Source organism: Sphingomonas sp. SORGH_AS_0950 (genome assembly GCF_030818415.1).
Classification (GTDB): domain Bacteria; phylum Pseudomonadota; class Alphaproteobacteria; order Sphingomonadales; family Sphingomonadaceae; genus Sphingomonas.
Map to the genome: position 1 here is coordinate 3030884 of NZ_JAUTAE010000001.1, position 15477 is coordinate 3046360.

Annotated in this window: 12 protein-coding genes and 3 pseudogenes; 6 read left to right on the forward strand and 9 right to left on the reverse strand. The window is 65.5% G+C overall.

The genetic code is table 11. The features are described 5' to 3' along the window. Positions 1-23: 23 nt before the first annotated feature. The 3 genes and pseudogenes from QE385_RS13555 to QE385_RS13565 form a co-directional block, all read right to left on the reverse strand. A protein-coding gene (locus QE385_RS13555) for an IS630 family transposase (RefSeq protein ID WP_373424670.1) occupies positions 24-972 on the reverse strand; the annotation gives its coding sequence in 2 pieces (ribosomal slippage) (positions 24-290 and positions 292-972; 948 coding nt in all). 130 nt (positions 973-1102) lie between these two features. Next, positions 1103-2310 (reverse strand): IS3-like element ISGbe2 family transposase gene (locus QE385_RS13560; RefSeq protein WP_307098189.1). Its coding sequence is split into 2 segments (ribosomal slippage): positions 1103-1986 and positions 1986-2310, totalling 1209 coding nucleotides; the frame shifts between segments, so codons are not numbered across the junction. A 36-nt stretch (positions 2311-2346) separates the two neighbouring features. Then, a pseudogene (locus QE385_RS13565) lies at positions 2347-2827 on the reverse strand (IS630 family transposase); the annotation flags it as partial. A 63-nt stretch (positions 2828-2890) separates the two neighbouring features. Between QE385_RS13565 and QE385_RS13570 the strand changes: the two are divergent. Next, positions 2891-4130, forward strand: a pseudogene (locus QE385_RS13570) (IS256 family transposase). Positions 4131-4168: 38 nt separating this feature from the next. On the opposite strand, the pseudogene QE385_RS13575 reads toward QE385_RS13570, so the two are convergent. Then, a pseudogene (locus tag QE385_RS13575) lies at positions 4169-4606 on the reverse strand (IS630 family transposase); the annotation flags it as partial. 271 nt (positions 4607-4877) lie between these two features. On the opposite strand from QE385_RS13575, the gene QE385_RS13580 reads away from it, so the two are divergent. Together QE385_RS13580 and QE385_RS13585 are read left to right on the forward strand one after the other, a co-directional pair. Beyond that, positions 4878-5635 (forward strand): IS5 family transposase gene (locus tag QE385_RS13580; protein WP_307102679.1). Its coding sequence is split into 2 segments (ribosomal slippage): positions 4878-5196 and positions 5196-5635, totalling 759 coding nucleotides; the frame shifts between segments, so codons are not numbered across the junction. A gap of 74 nt (positions 5636-5709) precedes the next feature. After that, positions 5710-6693, forward strand: a complete 984-nt coding sequence (locus QE385_RS13585; protein ID WP_307102681.1) for an IS481 family transposase — start codon at positions 5710-5712, stop codon at positions 6691-6693. A gap of 237 nt (positions 6694-6930) precedes the next feature. Here the strand turns inward: QE385_RS13585 and QE385_RS13590 are convergent, their stop codons facing one another. The 3 genes from QE385_RS13590 to QE385_RS13600 all read right to left on the reverse strand — a co-directional run bounded on the left by QE385_RS13590 (position 6931) and on the right by QE385_RS13600 (position 8235). After that, positions 6931-7119, reverse strand: a complete 189-nt coding sequence (locus tag QE385_RS13590; RefSeq protein ID WP_307102683.1) for a hypothetical protein — start codon at positions 7117-7119, stop codon at positions 6931-6933. Beyond that, positions 7107-7496 carry an IS5 family transposase gene (locus QE385_RS13595; protein ID WP_307102685.1) on the reverse strand — a complete coding sequence of 130 codons (390 nt, stop codon included), beginning with the start codon at positions 7494-7496 and terminating at the stop codon, positions 7107-7109. Before QE385_RS13595 ends, QE385_RS13590 begins: the two co-directional genes overlap by 13 nt. Before the next feature lie 304 nt (positions 7497-7800). Continuing rightward, entirely contained in the window at positions 7801-8235 is a 435-nt protein-coding gene (locus QE385_RS13600) for a nuclear transport factor 2 family protein (protein WP_307102687.1), read from the reverse strand. 282 nt (positions 8236-8517) lie between these two features. On the opposite strand from QE385_RS13600, the gene QE385_RS13605 reads away from it, so the two are divergent. After that, positions 8518-10170, forward strand: coding sequence for a hypothetical protein (locus QE385_RS13605; protein WP_307102689.1), 1653 nt, complete (start codon positions 8518-8520; stop codon positions 10168-10170). Positions 10171-10360: 190 nt separating this feature from the next. Here the strand turns inward: QE385_RS13605 and rplL are convergent, their stop codons facing one another. Continuing rightward, positions 10361-10735, reverse strand: a complete 375-nt coding sequence (rplL, locus tag QE385_RS13610) for a 50S ribosomal protein L7/L12 (protein WP_007403895.1) — start codon at positions 10733-10735, stop codon at positions 10361-10363. Between the two features lie 70 nt (positions 10736-10805). Then, positions 10806-11327, reverse strand: a complete 522-nt coding sequence (gene rplJ, locus QE385_RS13615) for a 50S ribosomal protein L10 (RefSeq protein WP_007403805.1) — start codon at positions 11325-11327, stop codon at positions 10806-10808. A 442-nt stretch (positions 11328-11769) separates the two neighbouring features. Here rplJ and QE385_RS13620 point away from each other — a divergent pair, with 442 nt between their 5' ends. Beyond that, on the forward strand, positions 11770-14250 hold the full coding sequence (locus QE385_RS13620; RefSeq protein ID WP_307102692.1) for a PhoX family phosphatase: 2481 nt from the start codon (positions 11770-11772) through the stop codon (positions 14248-14250). A 96-nt stretch (positions 14251-14346) separates the two neighbouring features. Next, a complete protein-coding gene (locus QE385_RS13625) occupies positions 14347-15438 on the forward strand; it encodes a lactonase family protein (RefSeq protein WP_307102694.1) in 1092 nt (363 codons plus the stop codon). Positions 15439-15477 lie beyond the last annotated feature (39 nt).

Here is a 15477-nt window from a genome sequence, read left to right on the forward strand (position 1 = left end):
AGATCACACCCTAGAACATTTTGTCATCGTAGCGGCTCATAGCCAGCATGCCGCAAATATTTTGCGCATTTGGCTGGCGGGAAGTCGTCGATGAGGCGCCCGATGCGGTTCCAAAGACCTTCGCGGGTTCGCTCGCCGGTGCGGCGGAGCAGGCCTTTGAGCTTGGCGAAGACCTGTTCGATAGGGTTCAGGTCTGGGCTATAGAGCCTGGCCCCGGCGGAGGCCGGGGGCGGCAGGAACATTAGCTTTGCGCCGACGGCCTCGACCAGGGCGGCCGCCTCGCTGCCCTTTGTGGCTGGAAAGATTGTCGAGAATGACCACGTCGCCGGGTGCCAGCTCGGGCAGGAGGTACTGGCGGATACACTGGGTGAAGATAGTGCGGTTCATCGGCTGGTCGATGACGAAGGGCGCCACGATGCCGTCGCGCGTCAGCCCGGCAAGGAAGGTCGTCACCTTCCAGTGTCCGGCAGGCGCATAGCCGCGCGCCCGCTGGCCGCGCGGCGCTCGTCCGTAGCGACGCACCATGTTGGTGGTGACCCCGGTCTCACTCAGGAAGACCAGGCGGCGGGCGGCCAGCAGCGGTTGCAGGAGGCACCAGGCTTCACGGCGCTCGACCACGTCAGGCCGCAGCTGCTCGGCGGCGTGAACGCTTTTTTTGAAGCTGATGCCGCAGGGTGTGAAGAACCGGCTCAGCATGCCGGCGTCCGCCGTCACGCCATGCTCGGCCAGTAGCCGCGCACCGACCTGCGCCAGCGTCAGGTCGTTCTCCACCGCGATCAGAGCCAGCAGCCACCCCTCGTGCGCCGGAAGCCGCGACCATCGATCACCGCCTTGCCGCCGCGGCGTCCGGCGACCCGCACTTGCCGCCGCCAGCCAGCGCACCGCTGTCGCTTCCCCGATCCGATAGCGGAGAGCCGCCGCTCGTCGCGACAAACCCTCTTCCAGCACCGATGCAATCAGGCGATCCCGCAAATCCTGCGAATAGGCTCTTGAGTGTGATCCATCTAAGCTGAAGCGTAACCGCTATTGCGGAGATAGTTGGCGCACTCGTGAGGTGGAAAGGCGTCGAGGAGTGATCTGGCCCCCGTTTCACCGGACGGATTCAGGCGGTTGCAGAAACCAGTGCGCGATGTTCGCGCGGTGAACGCATTTTGAGCCCTGAATGGGGGTGGTTGTCGTTGTAGTCCTCGATCCATCCGGCAAGCGATGTCAACGCGGTGGGAGCATCAGGCAGCGGCGAGACGCGGACGTAATCGCGCTTGAGGGTATGAACGAAGGCCTCCGAGATGCCGTTGGACTGCGGGCTGCGAACGGGCGTGAAGCAGGGTTTGAGGCCCAGCTGCCGGGCAAAGGTGCGTGTTTCGCGGGCAGTATAGGCCGAGCCGTTATCGGACAGCATCTCGACCGGCACGGGCGCGCGCATACCGCCGAAGCGGGTTTCCACGGCTTCCAGCATGATGTCGCGCACGTCCGAGCCGCTGATGCCCGCATTGGCGATCGCGCGCCAGGCGATGATCTCGCGGTCATGGGCGTCGATGATGAAGGCGCCGCGCACGACCTCGCCGTTCCAGCAGGTGAACTCGAAGCCGTCCGAGCACCAGCGCAGGTTCGAGCGGATCGCCACCACGACGCCGTCATGGCCATAGTCGGCCCGCTCGGTGTAGCGCCGCGCCAGCAGCAGGCGGTCCGCGGCCATGATGCGATAGACGCGCTTGTGATTGACCGGCGCCAGTCCTTCGGCGCGTTGCTGTCGATTGAGGACTGCCGCGATGCGGCGGTAGCCGTAGGTGGGCCGCTGCGCGGCGATCTGGCGTATGCGGGGCAGCAGGTCCGCGTCGTCGGCCTTGGCGTACGGCCCGCGCGTCCGGGTGCGGCCGGTCAGGCGGTCGTACACCGTCGAGCGCCCGACCCCGAGCGTCTTGGCGACCAGGCTCACCGGATAGTCTCCGGCAACGGCGAGTGCATGAGCAAGCTCGCTTTTTTTGGGCGTGAGCGCTCCAGCGCCTCCTTCAGGATCTCGACCTCCAGCGTCTTGCGGCCGAGCTGGCGCTCCAGTTCGCGGATGCGGGTCTCCATCTCGCGGACCTGGCGATTGCTGGTCACGTCGTCGTCGCCGGCGACCGCGACGCTCCCGCCCTCCAGCATCAGCCGCCGCCAGCGGTACAGCAGGTTCGGCGCCACGCCGTTGCGGCGTGCCACCACCGATATGCTCTCGCGACCATCGAGCGTCTCCTCGACGATCCTCAGCTTCTCAGGCGTGCTCCAGTGACGGCGACGACCGCCGTCGGTGATGATTTCGGACACGGACATAAGCCTATGCTTAGGGGATAGCCCCAAGCCTCCTTCTTAGGCTTGAATCCGTCCGGTCGAAATGGGGGCCAGCTCAAGGAGTGAACCGATCTGCTTCCATGTCGCCTCGACCGATCGGGTGTTGGCCTTGCGGAGCAGTGTCTTGAGCTTGGCGAAGACCTGCTCGATGGGGTTGAGGTCGGGTGAGTAGAGCCTGTCCGGCGGAGGCCGGGGGCGGCAGGAAGAGGAGCTTGGCGCCGACGGAGCGGATTAGCTGTCGCACGGCCTTGCCCTTGTGGCTGCCGAGGTTGTCCATGACGACGATGTCGCCGGGCGAGAGGGTGGGCAGCAGGAACTGCTCGACATAGGCTGTAAAACTCTCGCCATCGATGGGGCCATCGAGCACGAGCGGCGCGTCGATGCGATCATGCCGGAGCACGGCCAGGAAGGTGAGCGTGCGCCAATGGCCGTGCGGCACTTTGTCGACGAGCGGCCGGCCACGAGCACACCAGCCACGCAGGCGCGTCATGTTGGTCTTGGCCCGGGACTGTCAGGAATTTTGTGCGGGAGGCCATAGGATGGAATGGGAAGGACCATCGATATGGCAATCGACAAGGACGTACTGGACCAGCTTCTGGCAGGCCGTGATCCGCAGGAACTGTTCGCCAAGGACGGTCTGCTCGACGAACTGAAGAAGGCATTGTCGGAGCGGATGCTGTCGGCAGAGCTCGACGACCATCTGGAGAACGAAAGCGCCGCAGGCACCGTCAACCGGCGCAACGGCTCGTCGCGCAAGACGATGCTGACGGGCACATCGAAGGTGACGCTGGACGTGCCGCGCGACCGGGCGGGAACGTTCGACCCCAAGCTCATCGCCAAATACCAGCGCCGTTTCCCCGATTTCGACGACAAGATCATCTCAATGTACGCGCGCGGCATGACGGTGCGCGAGATTCGCGGGCACCTTGAGGAGTTGTACGGGATCGACGTCTCGCCGGACCTGATCTCGAGCGTCACCGATGCGGTGCTGGAGGCGGTCGCCGAATGGCAGGGTCGGCCGCTCGACACCTGCTACCCGCTCGTCTTCTTTGACGCGATCCGGGTGAAGATCCGCGACGAGGGCTTTGTCCGGAACAAGGCGGTCTACATCGCGCTGGGCATTCAGCCAGACGGTACGAAGGAGGTGCTCGGCATCTGGATCGAGCAGACCGAGGGGGCCAAATTCTGGCTGCGGGTCATGAACGAGCTCAAGAACCGCGGCGTCGCCGATATCCTGATCGCTGTCGTCGATGGCCTGAAGGGGTTCCCGGAGGCGATCAACGCGCTCGCCTATGATCGATCCCCCGGATCGATCATCGAACGGCTCGCTCCCCGAGGCCATTGTCCAGACCTGCATCGTCCATCTGATCCGCAACTCGATGAGCTTTGCATCCTGGAAGGAGCGCAAGTTCATCGCCCAGGCGCTGCGCGGCGTCTACCGGGCCGAGACGCCCGAGGCCGGCATGGCGGCGCTGGAGGCGTTCGAGGATGGACCCTGGGGCCAGAAGCACCCGGCCATCGCCATGAGCTGGAGGCGCCACTGGGACCAGGTCATCCCGTTCTTCGCCTTTCCCGAGGGCGTCCGCCGGATCATCTATACCACGAACGCTATCGAGGCCCTGAACTCGAAGATCCGCCGCGCCGTCCGTACCCGCGGCCATTTCCCCGGTGACGATGCCGCGATGAAGCTGCTATATCTCGTGCTCAATCACGCGGCGGACGAATGGAAACGACCACCGCGCGAATGGGGGGAGGCCAAAAGCCAGTTCGCCGTTATCTTCGGCCAGCGCTTCGTTATCTGATGACAACCGGCCTCCCGCACAAAATTCCTGACAGTCCCCTTGGCCCAGGTTTCGTCGATGAAGACGAGCCGACGCGGATCGATCCGGCCCTGATACTTGCGCCATTGCGTGCGGCGCCTGGCAATCGCTGGCCGATCCTGCTCGCGGGCGATCAGCGTCTTTTTTGAACGTGATCCCGGCCTCGCGCACGATCCGCCACACCGAACCGTAGCTCGTCACCACGCCTCGTTCACCCAGTTCCGCCACCAGGCCGCGCAACGTCACGTCTGGCTTGCTCGCCAGCCGCTCCAGCAGCCACGCCCGCTCGGCGGCCAGCGAACGGGCTGTCTGCGCCCCAGCGGTCGCGCCGTCGCGCTGCCCGTCGTCCGACATCGCTGCGACCACTTCACCGTACTCGCCACGCTGACGCCGAACAGTTCAGCCGTCGCCCGACACGACCGACCACCCAGAACCGATGCCGCTACCCGCTCACGCAGATCATCCGAATAAGCTCAACCCACACCTGCCGACCTCCGCACGGCAGACAGTTTGAATCAGATTTCAGGCGCAAGGGGAATCCCCAACCGATTCAACTCAGACGAGTCCGACTCTAGTCATCCCAGCCAGCCTCCATCCGGCCAGCAACTTGAATCAGAACTTGCTTAGCTTCTGAATCCCTTCGATCGCAAACCGCTCTAGGTCCTGTCTGCATTTGAGGATTCCCATTGTCGGTGAGTTCTGATTCAAGGCTGGCGAAGGAACCAGATCATGAGCAGACGCACGCTGACGGACGAGCAATGGGAGCGGATTGCGGAACATCTTCCTGGGCGGGATGGACTGCGTGGGCGTAGCGGGGTCGATAATAGGCTGTTCGTGGATGCGATTTTGTGGATGGCGGGCAATGCAGCACGCTGGCGTGATCTGCCGGAGGCGTTCGGCAAATGGAGTGGGGTCCATGCGCGGTTCCGCCGTTGGTCGCACGCTGACGTTTGGGAAAAGCTGTTCCATGCGATGGCCGACACACCGGACTTCGAATACGTCCTGATCGACAGCACGATCTCGAAGGTCCATGCCGATGCAAGCGGCGCAAAAGGGGGGCTGAAGCTGCCGCGATTGGCCGTTCGCGTGGCGGACTGACGACCAAGCTACACGCGGCCGTCGACGCCATCGGACTGCCGATCCGTATTCACCCGACGCCGGGGCAACGTGGCGACGCTCCCCAGGCGCTGGATTTGCTGAAAGGCCTGCGTAGCGTCGGTCATGTCATCGCCGATGCTGCCTACGATGCCGATCCGCTGCGCATCTTCATTGCCGATGATCTCGGCGCAACGGCGCAGATCAAGGCTAATCCCAGCCGGACCCGAAAGCCGGCAATCGACTGGCGGCTCTACAAAGAGCGCCACCAGATCGAGTGCTTCTTCAACAAACTCAAACGCTTCCGTCGTATCGCGCTGCGCTGCGAGAAGACGATCTCCGCCTTCATGGGATTCGTCCATCTCGCATGCGCCATGATCTGGATACGCTAAATGCAGACAGAACCTAGGTGTTTGATCCCGCAGTGTGGTGGTACGTTTGACCATCATGCATGGCGGGAGGAGCAATGGCGCAGGTTCTACACGGGAGCGCCCGCACGACGGAGGCAGTCCGTCGAGCGATACAGCGGAGTGAAGAGAGCGTAAGGGCGCTGGCGCGACGACACGGGATTAGCCCGACCACCGTGCAGAAGTGGCGCAAGAGAGCGAGCGTCAGCGATGCCCCGATGGGGCCGAAGGCCATTCATTCCACCGTCCTCACGATCGAGGAGGAAGCGATGATCGTGGCGTTCCGGCGCCACACACTGCTGCCGTTAGCCTGCCCCCGCGTAGGCGGGGGACTGTCTCTACGGCCTCAGCCGACGATCCCGCACCTGACCCGCTCCGCTCTACACCATTGCCTGCAGCGGCCTGGGATCAGCCGGTTGCCCGAGGTGGATGGCGATCAACCAGCCAGGCAGAAGTTCAAGGCCTACCCGATCGGCTACTTCCACATCGACATCGCAGAGGTCCGCACCGGGGAAGGCAAGCTCTACCTGTTCGTCGCCATCGACCGGACTTCGAAGCTCGCTTTTGCCAGGCTCAAGGACAAGGCCAACGTTGCCGGGGCCGTCGCCTTCCTCGACGAGCTGGTCGAGGCGATGCCCTATGACATCCACACCGTGCTGACCGACAACGGCATCCAGTTCGCAGACCTGCCGAAGAACCGTGACGGACCCACGGCACGCCTGCGCGGCCATCCCTTCGATCGCGCCTGCTGGCGGCATGAGATCGAGCATCGGCTCACCAAGCCAAACCATCCCTGGACCAACGGCCAGGTCGAACGGATGAACCGCACCATCAAGGACGCAACGGTCAAACGCTATCACTACGACAGCCATGACCAGCTTCGACAGCACCTCCAGCTGTTCATCGACGCCTACAACCATGCCCGCCGGTTAAAGACGCTCCGCGGCCTCACACCCTACGAATATGTCGCACGCATCTGGACAGAAAACCCGAGCCGATTCAAAATCGATCCGTACCGCCACTCCCCGGGACTAAACACCTAGGTCGACCCGCGCCCGGAGCAGCGCGGCCACCGCCTCGCCGAGACCCGGGACAGCGATGGCGGCTTGCACCCGCGCGAGGAACCGCTCGCCCTGGCCAGCCCCCGGCCTGATCCCGAAGGTGGCGCAGAGCCCACGGATGGTGTTGTCGAGCCGGACACGAGCTTCGACTAGGTGCGCGCGGGCGGTGATTACCGAGCGGACGCCATGCGACATCGGCGATTTGACGTGCACTTGCTTTTAGAAGCCGGTCCGGGTCAACTGTGCGAGGCCCGCCGCATCATGCGGATCAGTCTTGTTCCCCTTCATCGCCTTGAGGCTCTGGTGGGCCTGCCGTGCATCGACGCACACGATCGTGACGCCCAGCGCGTGCAGGCTCCGCGCGACCCACGGCGTCATCCGGCCGGTCTCGATCGCTACGCGTTCCACGGGCCCATGGCGTTCCAGGAGCGTGGCGATCGCTTCTTGCCACTCCCCCTTTTTGAGCCTGCCGCCGAGCGGTGGGCCTTCACATGCGTACTGTCGATCGACAATTCATCCGGCACTGGCCCCGAGCCAGCGATCATCTCGAAGAACCGCTGCCAGATGCCGCGCGACGCCCATCGGTTATAGCGATTGTAGATAGTGGTCGGCGGTCCATAAGCCGCCGGAACATCACGCCACCGGCAGCCTGTCTTGAGTACATGCAGAATGCCCGAGATCACCGTCCGATCATCGACTCGAGGCTTGCCGGGGCGACCATGCGGGAGATGCGGCTCGATCGCCGCCCACGCCGGGTCAGATAGCCAAAACAGATGCCGTGCCATTGCCGTTCCTGTCCAAACTCATCGGAAGCGCCAATTGACAACATTCCATCAACTCGTATGGATTCTCAACTTAGTCTTGCGACCCTTTCGCATCACGGAGAGGAGAGGGAAGGATAGGCGGGGCGGAATGATGATACGACCCGGGGCATAGTGATATGGCGTTGAGTTGATGCGAGCCCCTTGAGGTGGGGCGGGGCATCGCCGCGAACCCCACGCTTGCGGAGGCGCCCCATCCCCGGCGATCTCTTGTCATCCTGCTGTGGCCGGGAACTCGGCGCACGGCGTCCCCATCGCGATCGCCCGGTCAAGGCGTCTTGGCCGCTGGGATCGGCGTATATTGCGTGGAGATCAGTCGCCACTGGCCGCGGTCCAGTCGCGCGACATAGCGGGCTCGAACTGCGCGGGTCGTGCCGTTGGGAAAGGTGATCGATCGCCTGGCGGTGACCAGCGCGACCGGCCCTTGTGCTCTGACGACGACGTCATCGGTCGTGATGGGCGGCACCGGGGTCTTGGCGGTCGGCGCATAGAAGCCCAGCACCTGGGTGCGGGAATCGACATCGCCGATCGGCGAGATTTCCTCATAATCGGGGGCCAGCGTGTCGGCCAGCGCAGCGGGGTCGAACAGGCTCCGGGCCGTCTCGAAGCGCTCGACCAGGTGGCGTAGCGGCGCATCCTGGGCGGAGGCCGTCGGTGTCATGCCGATTCCCGCGACGGCCAGTCCCAAGGCCAGAATGTTCATTGCGATCCCCCTCTCATCCGGTCCGGTATCACAACCGATATCGAGCATCGGCGCAAGGTGCCGAAGGATTGGCGATCCCCCCGCGCCCGACACCGACAGCCAGGCCATTCTATTGCCGTGGAAAACGAGAAGCGGTGGACGTGGAGGAAACCCGGGATCGCCGGTTAAGTCTTTGGGCAAGCGCAAGGAATATGGCGGCTGTATGCGCGCGGCGGGAACGGGGCCTTGCGCGGCGGCGGGCGAAGGCTCGACAGAGGCTCGGGCTGGCCATAGGCGGCAGCCATGGCCCTTTCCCGCCCGCATGACGCCCGCGTTTCGCTTTCCTTCCCGTCATGGGCCCCGGTTACGGGCGACGTGATGGCCTGGGTGGCCACTTATGCGCTGGCCATGGCGATCTTCTTTCGCAGGGTGATCGCGAGCGGCTTCGATCTGGGCTTTGGCGAGCGGGGGGATGCGCTGATCGAGATGACCATTCTCGAACATTGGCGCAACGTCCTGTCGGGCGTGTCGCCCTGGGATGCGGCCTTCTACTTCCATCCCTATGGCGGCTCGCTGGGCTATAATGACGGTTATTTCCTCTATGGCCTGTCCTATTCGGTCTGGCGGCTGGTCGCGGACCCGTTCCATGCCGACACGCTCAACATCCTGACCTTCAAGACGATCGGGTTCGCGGCCGCCTATCATCTGGTGAAGCGGACGCTGGACTGGGGGCGGGGGAGCGCGCTGCTGGTGGCGCTGCTCTGGAGCATCGCCAGCAATATCCACCTCCAGGCCGTCCATGCCCAGTTGCAGAGCGTCGCGCTGCTGCCGGTGGCGATGATCCTGGCGATAGGCTGCGTCCGCGCCGAGGGACGCGGCGATGGCATCGCTGCGCGCTGGCGGGCGGTCGCGCTGGCGGCGCTGATGGCGGCGTGGCTGTTGACCTCCTATTACATGGCCTGGTTCACCATTTTTTCCGCCTGTCTGTTCGTGCTCTGCTGGGCGATGCTGAGCGGGAACGCCAGGCCCGCCGCGCTGGCCGGGCTGGTCCGGCGACATGGCGGGACGCTGGCCTGGGGCGGCGGTGCCTTTGCCGTGCTGATCCTGCCCTTCCTGGCCGTCTATCTGCCCAAGCTGCGCGAGACGGGGGGTGAGGGCTATTATGAGATGCTCGGCTATCTGGTGACGCCGGGGATCGACATGATCAATGTCGGGCCGGGCAATTATCTGTGGGGCTGGCTCTTCCGCCCGCTGTTCTCGCTGCTGCACGCGCTGTTCCCCGACGACCCGCTATTGCCCGGGCGGGTGCTGGGCGGCGAGCATGAGGCGGGGTTCCCGCCGTTGCTGTGCGCGTTGCTGCTCGTCGCGGCGTGGCGGATCGTGGTACGGCGGCGGATCGGGATCGCGGGGGAGGCGCCCGGTGGCGTGGCGCGCCTTTGCGCTCGCGATGATCGTCGCCTGGGCGCTGACGCTGCAATTCTGGGTGGCGTCGCCCTGGAACCTCGTCTTCTGGCTGGTGCCGGGAGCCAAGGGGCTGCGCACCGTGTCGCGCTATCAACTATGGCTGAGCCTGCCGTTCCTGCTGATCGTCCTGGCGGCGTGGCGCGAGCAGGCGGCGCGGCTGGCGGCCACGCGTCCCTGGTGGCTGGCGGGGATCGTCGCCTTGCTGGTCGCCGAGAATCTGAGCGCGGAGACGCCCAACCAGATCAGCCATGCCGTCCATCACGACGCGCTGGCGGCCATCCCCGCGCCGCCTCGCGACTGCGCGGTCTTCTACGTCGTCGCGACGCGGGTGAACGAGCCGCTCTATATCAATGCCGAGCTCAACGCGCTCTATCCGCACAATGTCGATGCGATGTTCCTGGCGGAGCGGTGGCGGGTGCCGACGATCAACGGCTTCTCGACCTTCAATCCGCCCGACTGGCATTTCGCCGATCCAAAGGCGCCCGATTATGATGCGCGGGCGCGCGCCTATGTCCGGGCGCATGGGCTGCGGCACGTCTGTCGGCTGGACATGCGGTCCCCGCGGCCGTGGAGCCGGATGGCGGGATAGGGCCTGAGCCAAAGAAAAGGGCGACCCCCGCAAAGGGGCCGCCCTTTCTTTAGCTCGCCAAGCGAACGGGTGCGGGGTTGCCCCCGCAGCCGATTACTTGAGCTCGACGGTCGCGCCGGCTTCTTCGAGCTGCTTCTTGATCTTCTCGGCCTCGTCCTTGGCAATGCCTTCCTTGACGGGCTTCGGAGCGCCTTCGACCAGCGCCTTGGCTTCGGTCAGGCCCAGGCCGGTGATCGCACGGACTTCCTTGATGACGTTGATCTTCTTGCCACCGTCGCCGGTGAGGATCACGTCGAACTCGGTCTTCTCTTCAGCGGCCGGAGCAGCAGCGCCGCCAGCAGCAGGAGCAGCGGCAACGGCCGCAGCGGCCGAGACGCCCCACTTCTCTTCGAGCATCTTCGAGAGCTCGGCGGCCTCGAGGACGGTCAGCTCGCTCAGCTGGTCAACCAGCGCGTTCAGGTCTGCCATGATCTTATCTCCAATACGGGCCGTCTAAAATGGCCCGAGTGTGTCAGTTCAAATCGTATTCGCCCGAAGATCAGGCGGCTTCCTTGTCCTTGTCGGCATAAGCCGCGAGGACGCGGGCGATCTGCGCCGCGGGAGCCTGGGTGATGGTGGCCAGCTTCGTCGCCGGAGCGACGATGAGACCAACCAGCTTCGCCCGGAGCTCGTCCAGCGAGGGCAGAGTCGCCAGCGCCTGCACGCCTGCGACATCAAGGACATTCGCACCCATCGATCCGCCGACGATCTCGAACTTGTCGGTCGTCTTGGCGAATTCCACGGCCACCTTGGCGGCGGCCACGGGATCGATCGAGCTGGCGATGCCGACGGGACCCGTCAGCATGTCAGCGACACCGGCATAGTCGGTGCCCTGGGCTGCGATCTTGGCAAGCCGGTTCTTCGAGACCTTGTAGGTCGCGCCGGCTTCCCGCATCTTCGTGCGCAGGGCCGTCGACTGGGCGACGGTCATGCCGTGGTTGCGGGTGATGACCACCACGCCAACCTCGTTGAAGTTGCGGTTCAGTTCGGCGACGGCCTGGGTCTTTTGATCGCGATCCATGCCATTCTCCATGGTTGGAACGACCGCGAACGGTCATCCCGGTTGCTTGACCGGGGGGTGTGACCACCCCTCGGGGTGTCCAGCGATGGGGAATGGGCAACCGACGCGTGAGAAACGCGGGGCAGACCGGACGGGACCAGCGAGTGGCACGACCGGCAAAATCCTTTTCCCCGTCTCGGCAGGCAATTAAGCCAGGGCATATTCCCCGGCACCTGCTGTCTAGGACGGAATCCGAACGGGCAAGCCCATCCGGATGCGGGGCTGCCCTTAGGCCGATCGTCATGGGGAGTCAAGCGGGCCGGTATGATGAAGCGAGCGTCATCTGGGAGTCATGGCGATGTCACCGTCATGACGCGGAAGTGAAGCCTGTGTGACTTGGTTGCGCGGCAAAGCCCGGCGCGAGGCCGCGCATCTTTCCCGACGCGGTATCGGGGGAAATTCCATGTCCGATATCAATAGCATGGTCGCCTATGACGATGGTGACGTCGATACCAACCGCTCGACCAACATGCATATGAGCGATCTGATCGCCACCCGCCTGTCGCGCCGCCAGACGCTGCGCCACGGCGTGTCGGCGATGACCACCGCGCTGTTCGGCGGCATGTTGCTGGCGGGCTGCGACGACGAGAATCCGCAGGGCGTCACCGCCACGGCGGCGGGCAGCACCGCCAGCGTCGCGGCGGGTCGCGCGGTCACGCTGACCGGCACGGTGAGCAGCGGCCAGGTCGCCAATGTCAACTGGAGCCAGACGGCGGGGCCCTCGGTCACGCTGACCAACGCCAACCAGCTCGTCGCCACGTTCCGCGCGCCCGCCGTGGCGACCGCGACCCAACTGGCGTTCAAGCTGGAGATCACCAGCCGCGACGGCCTGGTCACCAACAACAGCGTGACGATCACGGTGACGCCGATCGCACTCGACTTCACCGCCGTCCCGCACAGCCTGGCGGACGTGGTGACGGTGCCCTCGGGCTATAGCGTCAGCGTCCTCTATCGTCTGGGCGATCCGATCGCCTCGGGCGTGGCGGCGGCGGCCAATAACGGCACCGACAGCAATTTCGCGCAGCGTGCGGGCGACCATCATGACGGCATGAGCTATTTCGGCCTCGCCGCCAGCGGGGCGAGCCCCGATCCGACCAACAGCACGCGCGGGCTGCTCGTCCTGAATCACGAGAACATCACCCAGCTCTATCTCCACGCCAACGGCCCCACGCCGTCGCCGCGCCCCGAATCGGAGGCGATCAAGGAGATCGAGTGCCACGGCGTCTCGGTGGTCGAGGTCACCCGCACGAACGGCGCCTGGACCTATGTCCAGGCCTCGGCGCTGAACCGTCGCATCACCCCCAACACCCCGATGGCGTTCAGCGGCCCGGTAAAGGGCAATGCCTGGCTGAAGACCGCCTATTCGACCGATGGCACGGGCGGGCGCGGTACGATCAACAACTGCGCCAACGGCACGATGGCGTGGAACACCTATCTGACCAACGAGGAAAACTGGGCGGGCTATTTTCGGCGCACCAGCGGCGATGCGGCGGTACGCGCCGCCACGACGCCCAAGCAGAATGTCTCGCTCGCCCGCTATGGCATCGGCGAGGGGCGTTCGGGCAATTATGGCTGGACGACCGTCACGCCGTCGGATTCGTCGAGCACGATCTTTCGCCGCTGGAACGCGACGGCCAATGCCGCGCTGGCGGCGGACGGCACCGCCGATTTCCGGCACGAGCCGTTCCAGTTCGGCTGGGTGGTCGAGATCGACCCGTTCAACCCCAATTCCACGCCGCGCAAGCGCACCGCGCTGGGCCGCATGAACCATGAAGGCTGCCAGAGCGGCCGGATGATCGCGGGCGTCCGCCCCGCCTTTTACATGGGTGACGATGCGCAGAACGAATATATCTACAAGTTCGTGTCGGCCACGCCGTGGAGCGCTTCGGACGCCAGCGCCAGCGACCGTCTGGCGGTGGGCGACAAATATCTCGACGACGGCACGCTCTATGTCGCGAAGTTCAACGCGGACGGCACCGGCACGTGGATGCCGTTGGTGTTCGGTCAGAACGGGCTGACCGCCTCGAACAGCGTCTATCCCTTCGCCGACCAGGCCGATGTCCTGATCAACACGCGGCTGGCGGGCGATGCGCTGGGCGCGACCAAGATGGACCGGCCGGAGTGGACCGCGGTCAATCCGGCGACCGGCGAGATGTATTGCACGCTGACCAACAACGCCTCGCGCCGCCCGGTCGCTTCGGGCAGCCTGACCGGGGTCGATGCGGCCAATCCGCGCGCCTATGTCGATCCGCCCTCGACCTCGGTCGGCAACCGCAACGGCCATATCATCCGCATCCGCGAAGCGAACGACACGACCGAGGCGACCAGCTTCACCTGGGACGTGTACGCCTTTGGTGCGGGGGCGGACCTGGATGCGACGAACATCAACCTGTCGGGGCTGGACGCGACCAACGACTTCTCGTCGCCCGACGGCCTGTGGTTCAGCCTGCCGAGCAATGTCGCGGGGCAGCAGACGCCGGTGATGTGGATCCAGACCGATGACGGTGCCTTCACCGACGTCACCAACTGCATGATGCTGGCCGCGATCCCCGGCCGGGTCGGCGATGGCGGCACGCGTTCGGTCACCAGCAGCGCGGGCGGCGCCTCGGCGACCGTCACCACCCGGATCGGCAAGGCGCCGGGCGTGACGCTGAAGCGTTTCCTGGTGGGGCCGAAACAGTGTGAGATCACCGGCATCCACTCGACGCCGGACGGCACCTCGGTCTTCGTCAACATCCAGCATCCGGGCGAGGACGCCAGCAGCGTCGCCGCGCCGACCAGCAACTGGCCCGACAGCCAGAGCGGCAGCGCGGCCGCAACGGTCCGCCCGCGCTCGGCCACGATCGTCATCACCAAGAATGACGGCGGCGTTGTCGCGATCTGATCGGCTGATCGCATCGTGACCCCATGAGGGGGCGGGAAGTGATTGCCTTCCCGCCCCCTTTCGCGTTCAAGGGCTGGCGGACAAGGGAGGGGCGGCATGACGACGACACGGCGCGAGGTGATGGCGGGCGCGGCTGCGATCGGGCTGGGGACGGCGATCGGGCCGGTGCTGGCGCAGGTGCCGGGCCGCGACAGGCTGATCGCGGGCACCTATGCCAATGAAGGGGGCCGGGGCCTCTATCCGATCGTCGATGGCCGTGTGGGACCGCCGGTGGCGGGGATCGTCAACGCCTCTTACGGCGTGGGCAACGGGCCGGGCGGCGCCTTCTACCTGTTGCGGGAACAGGCCGAGGGGCGCGTCACCGGCTATGGCCCTGGCTGGGCGTCGCGGGGCGGGGCGTCGACCGGCGGGGCCGATCCCTGCCATGTCGCGCTCGACCGGTCCTCGGCCTGTCTGGCGGTCGCCAATTACTCCAGCGGCTCGGTCGCCTTCTATCGGCTCGACCGGCGGACCGGCGCGCCGGGCGAGGCGCAGGTCTTTCGCCATCAGGGTCATGGCCCCAATGCCGAGCGCCAGGCGGGGCCGCATGCGCATTGGGTGGGGTTCAGCCCCGACCGGCGCTGGCTGCACGCGGTCGATCTGGGGGCGGATGCGATCTTCGCCTATCGCTTCGACCCCGCCGCGCGGACGCTCGCCGAGCCGGTGATCGGCTGGCAGGCCCCGGCGGGGGCGGGGCCGCGCCACATGGTCCGCCACCCGACCCTGCCGCGCGCCTATGTCGCCTGCGAGTTGCAGCCCCGGCTGTTCGTCCTCGACGCGCTGCCCGAGGGACGCTTCCGCACGGCGGGTGAACGGGCGCTGCTGGCCGAGGGCACAGCCACACCCTCCTATGCGGCGCATATCGCGATCGATCGGGCGGGGCGGACGCTCTATGTCTCCAATCGCGGGGCGAACAGCATCACCGTCTTCCGCCTGAACGCCAAGGGCGATCCCGAGCCGGTCCAGCATGTCCCGACCGGCGGCGACTGGCCGCGCTTCTTCCTGCTGCGCGAGGGGCGGGGAGAGATGCTGGTGGCGAACGAGCGTTCGGGTACGGTGAACGCCTTCCGGATCGGCAAGGACGGCCGCCTGACCGCCACCGGCCGCAGCATCGCCATTCCGGGCGTGGTCTTCCTCGCCGAAGTTTGAGGGGCGCACTCCAACCCCGTTCTTGAGTGGATCGCCATT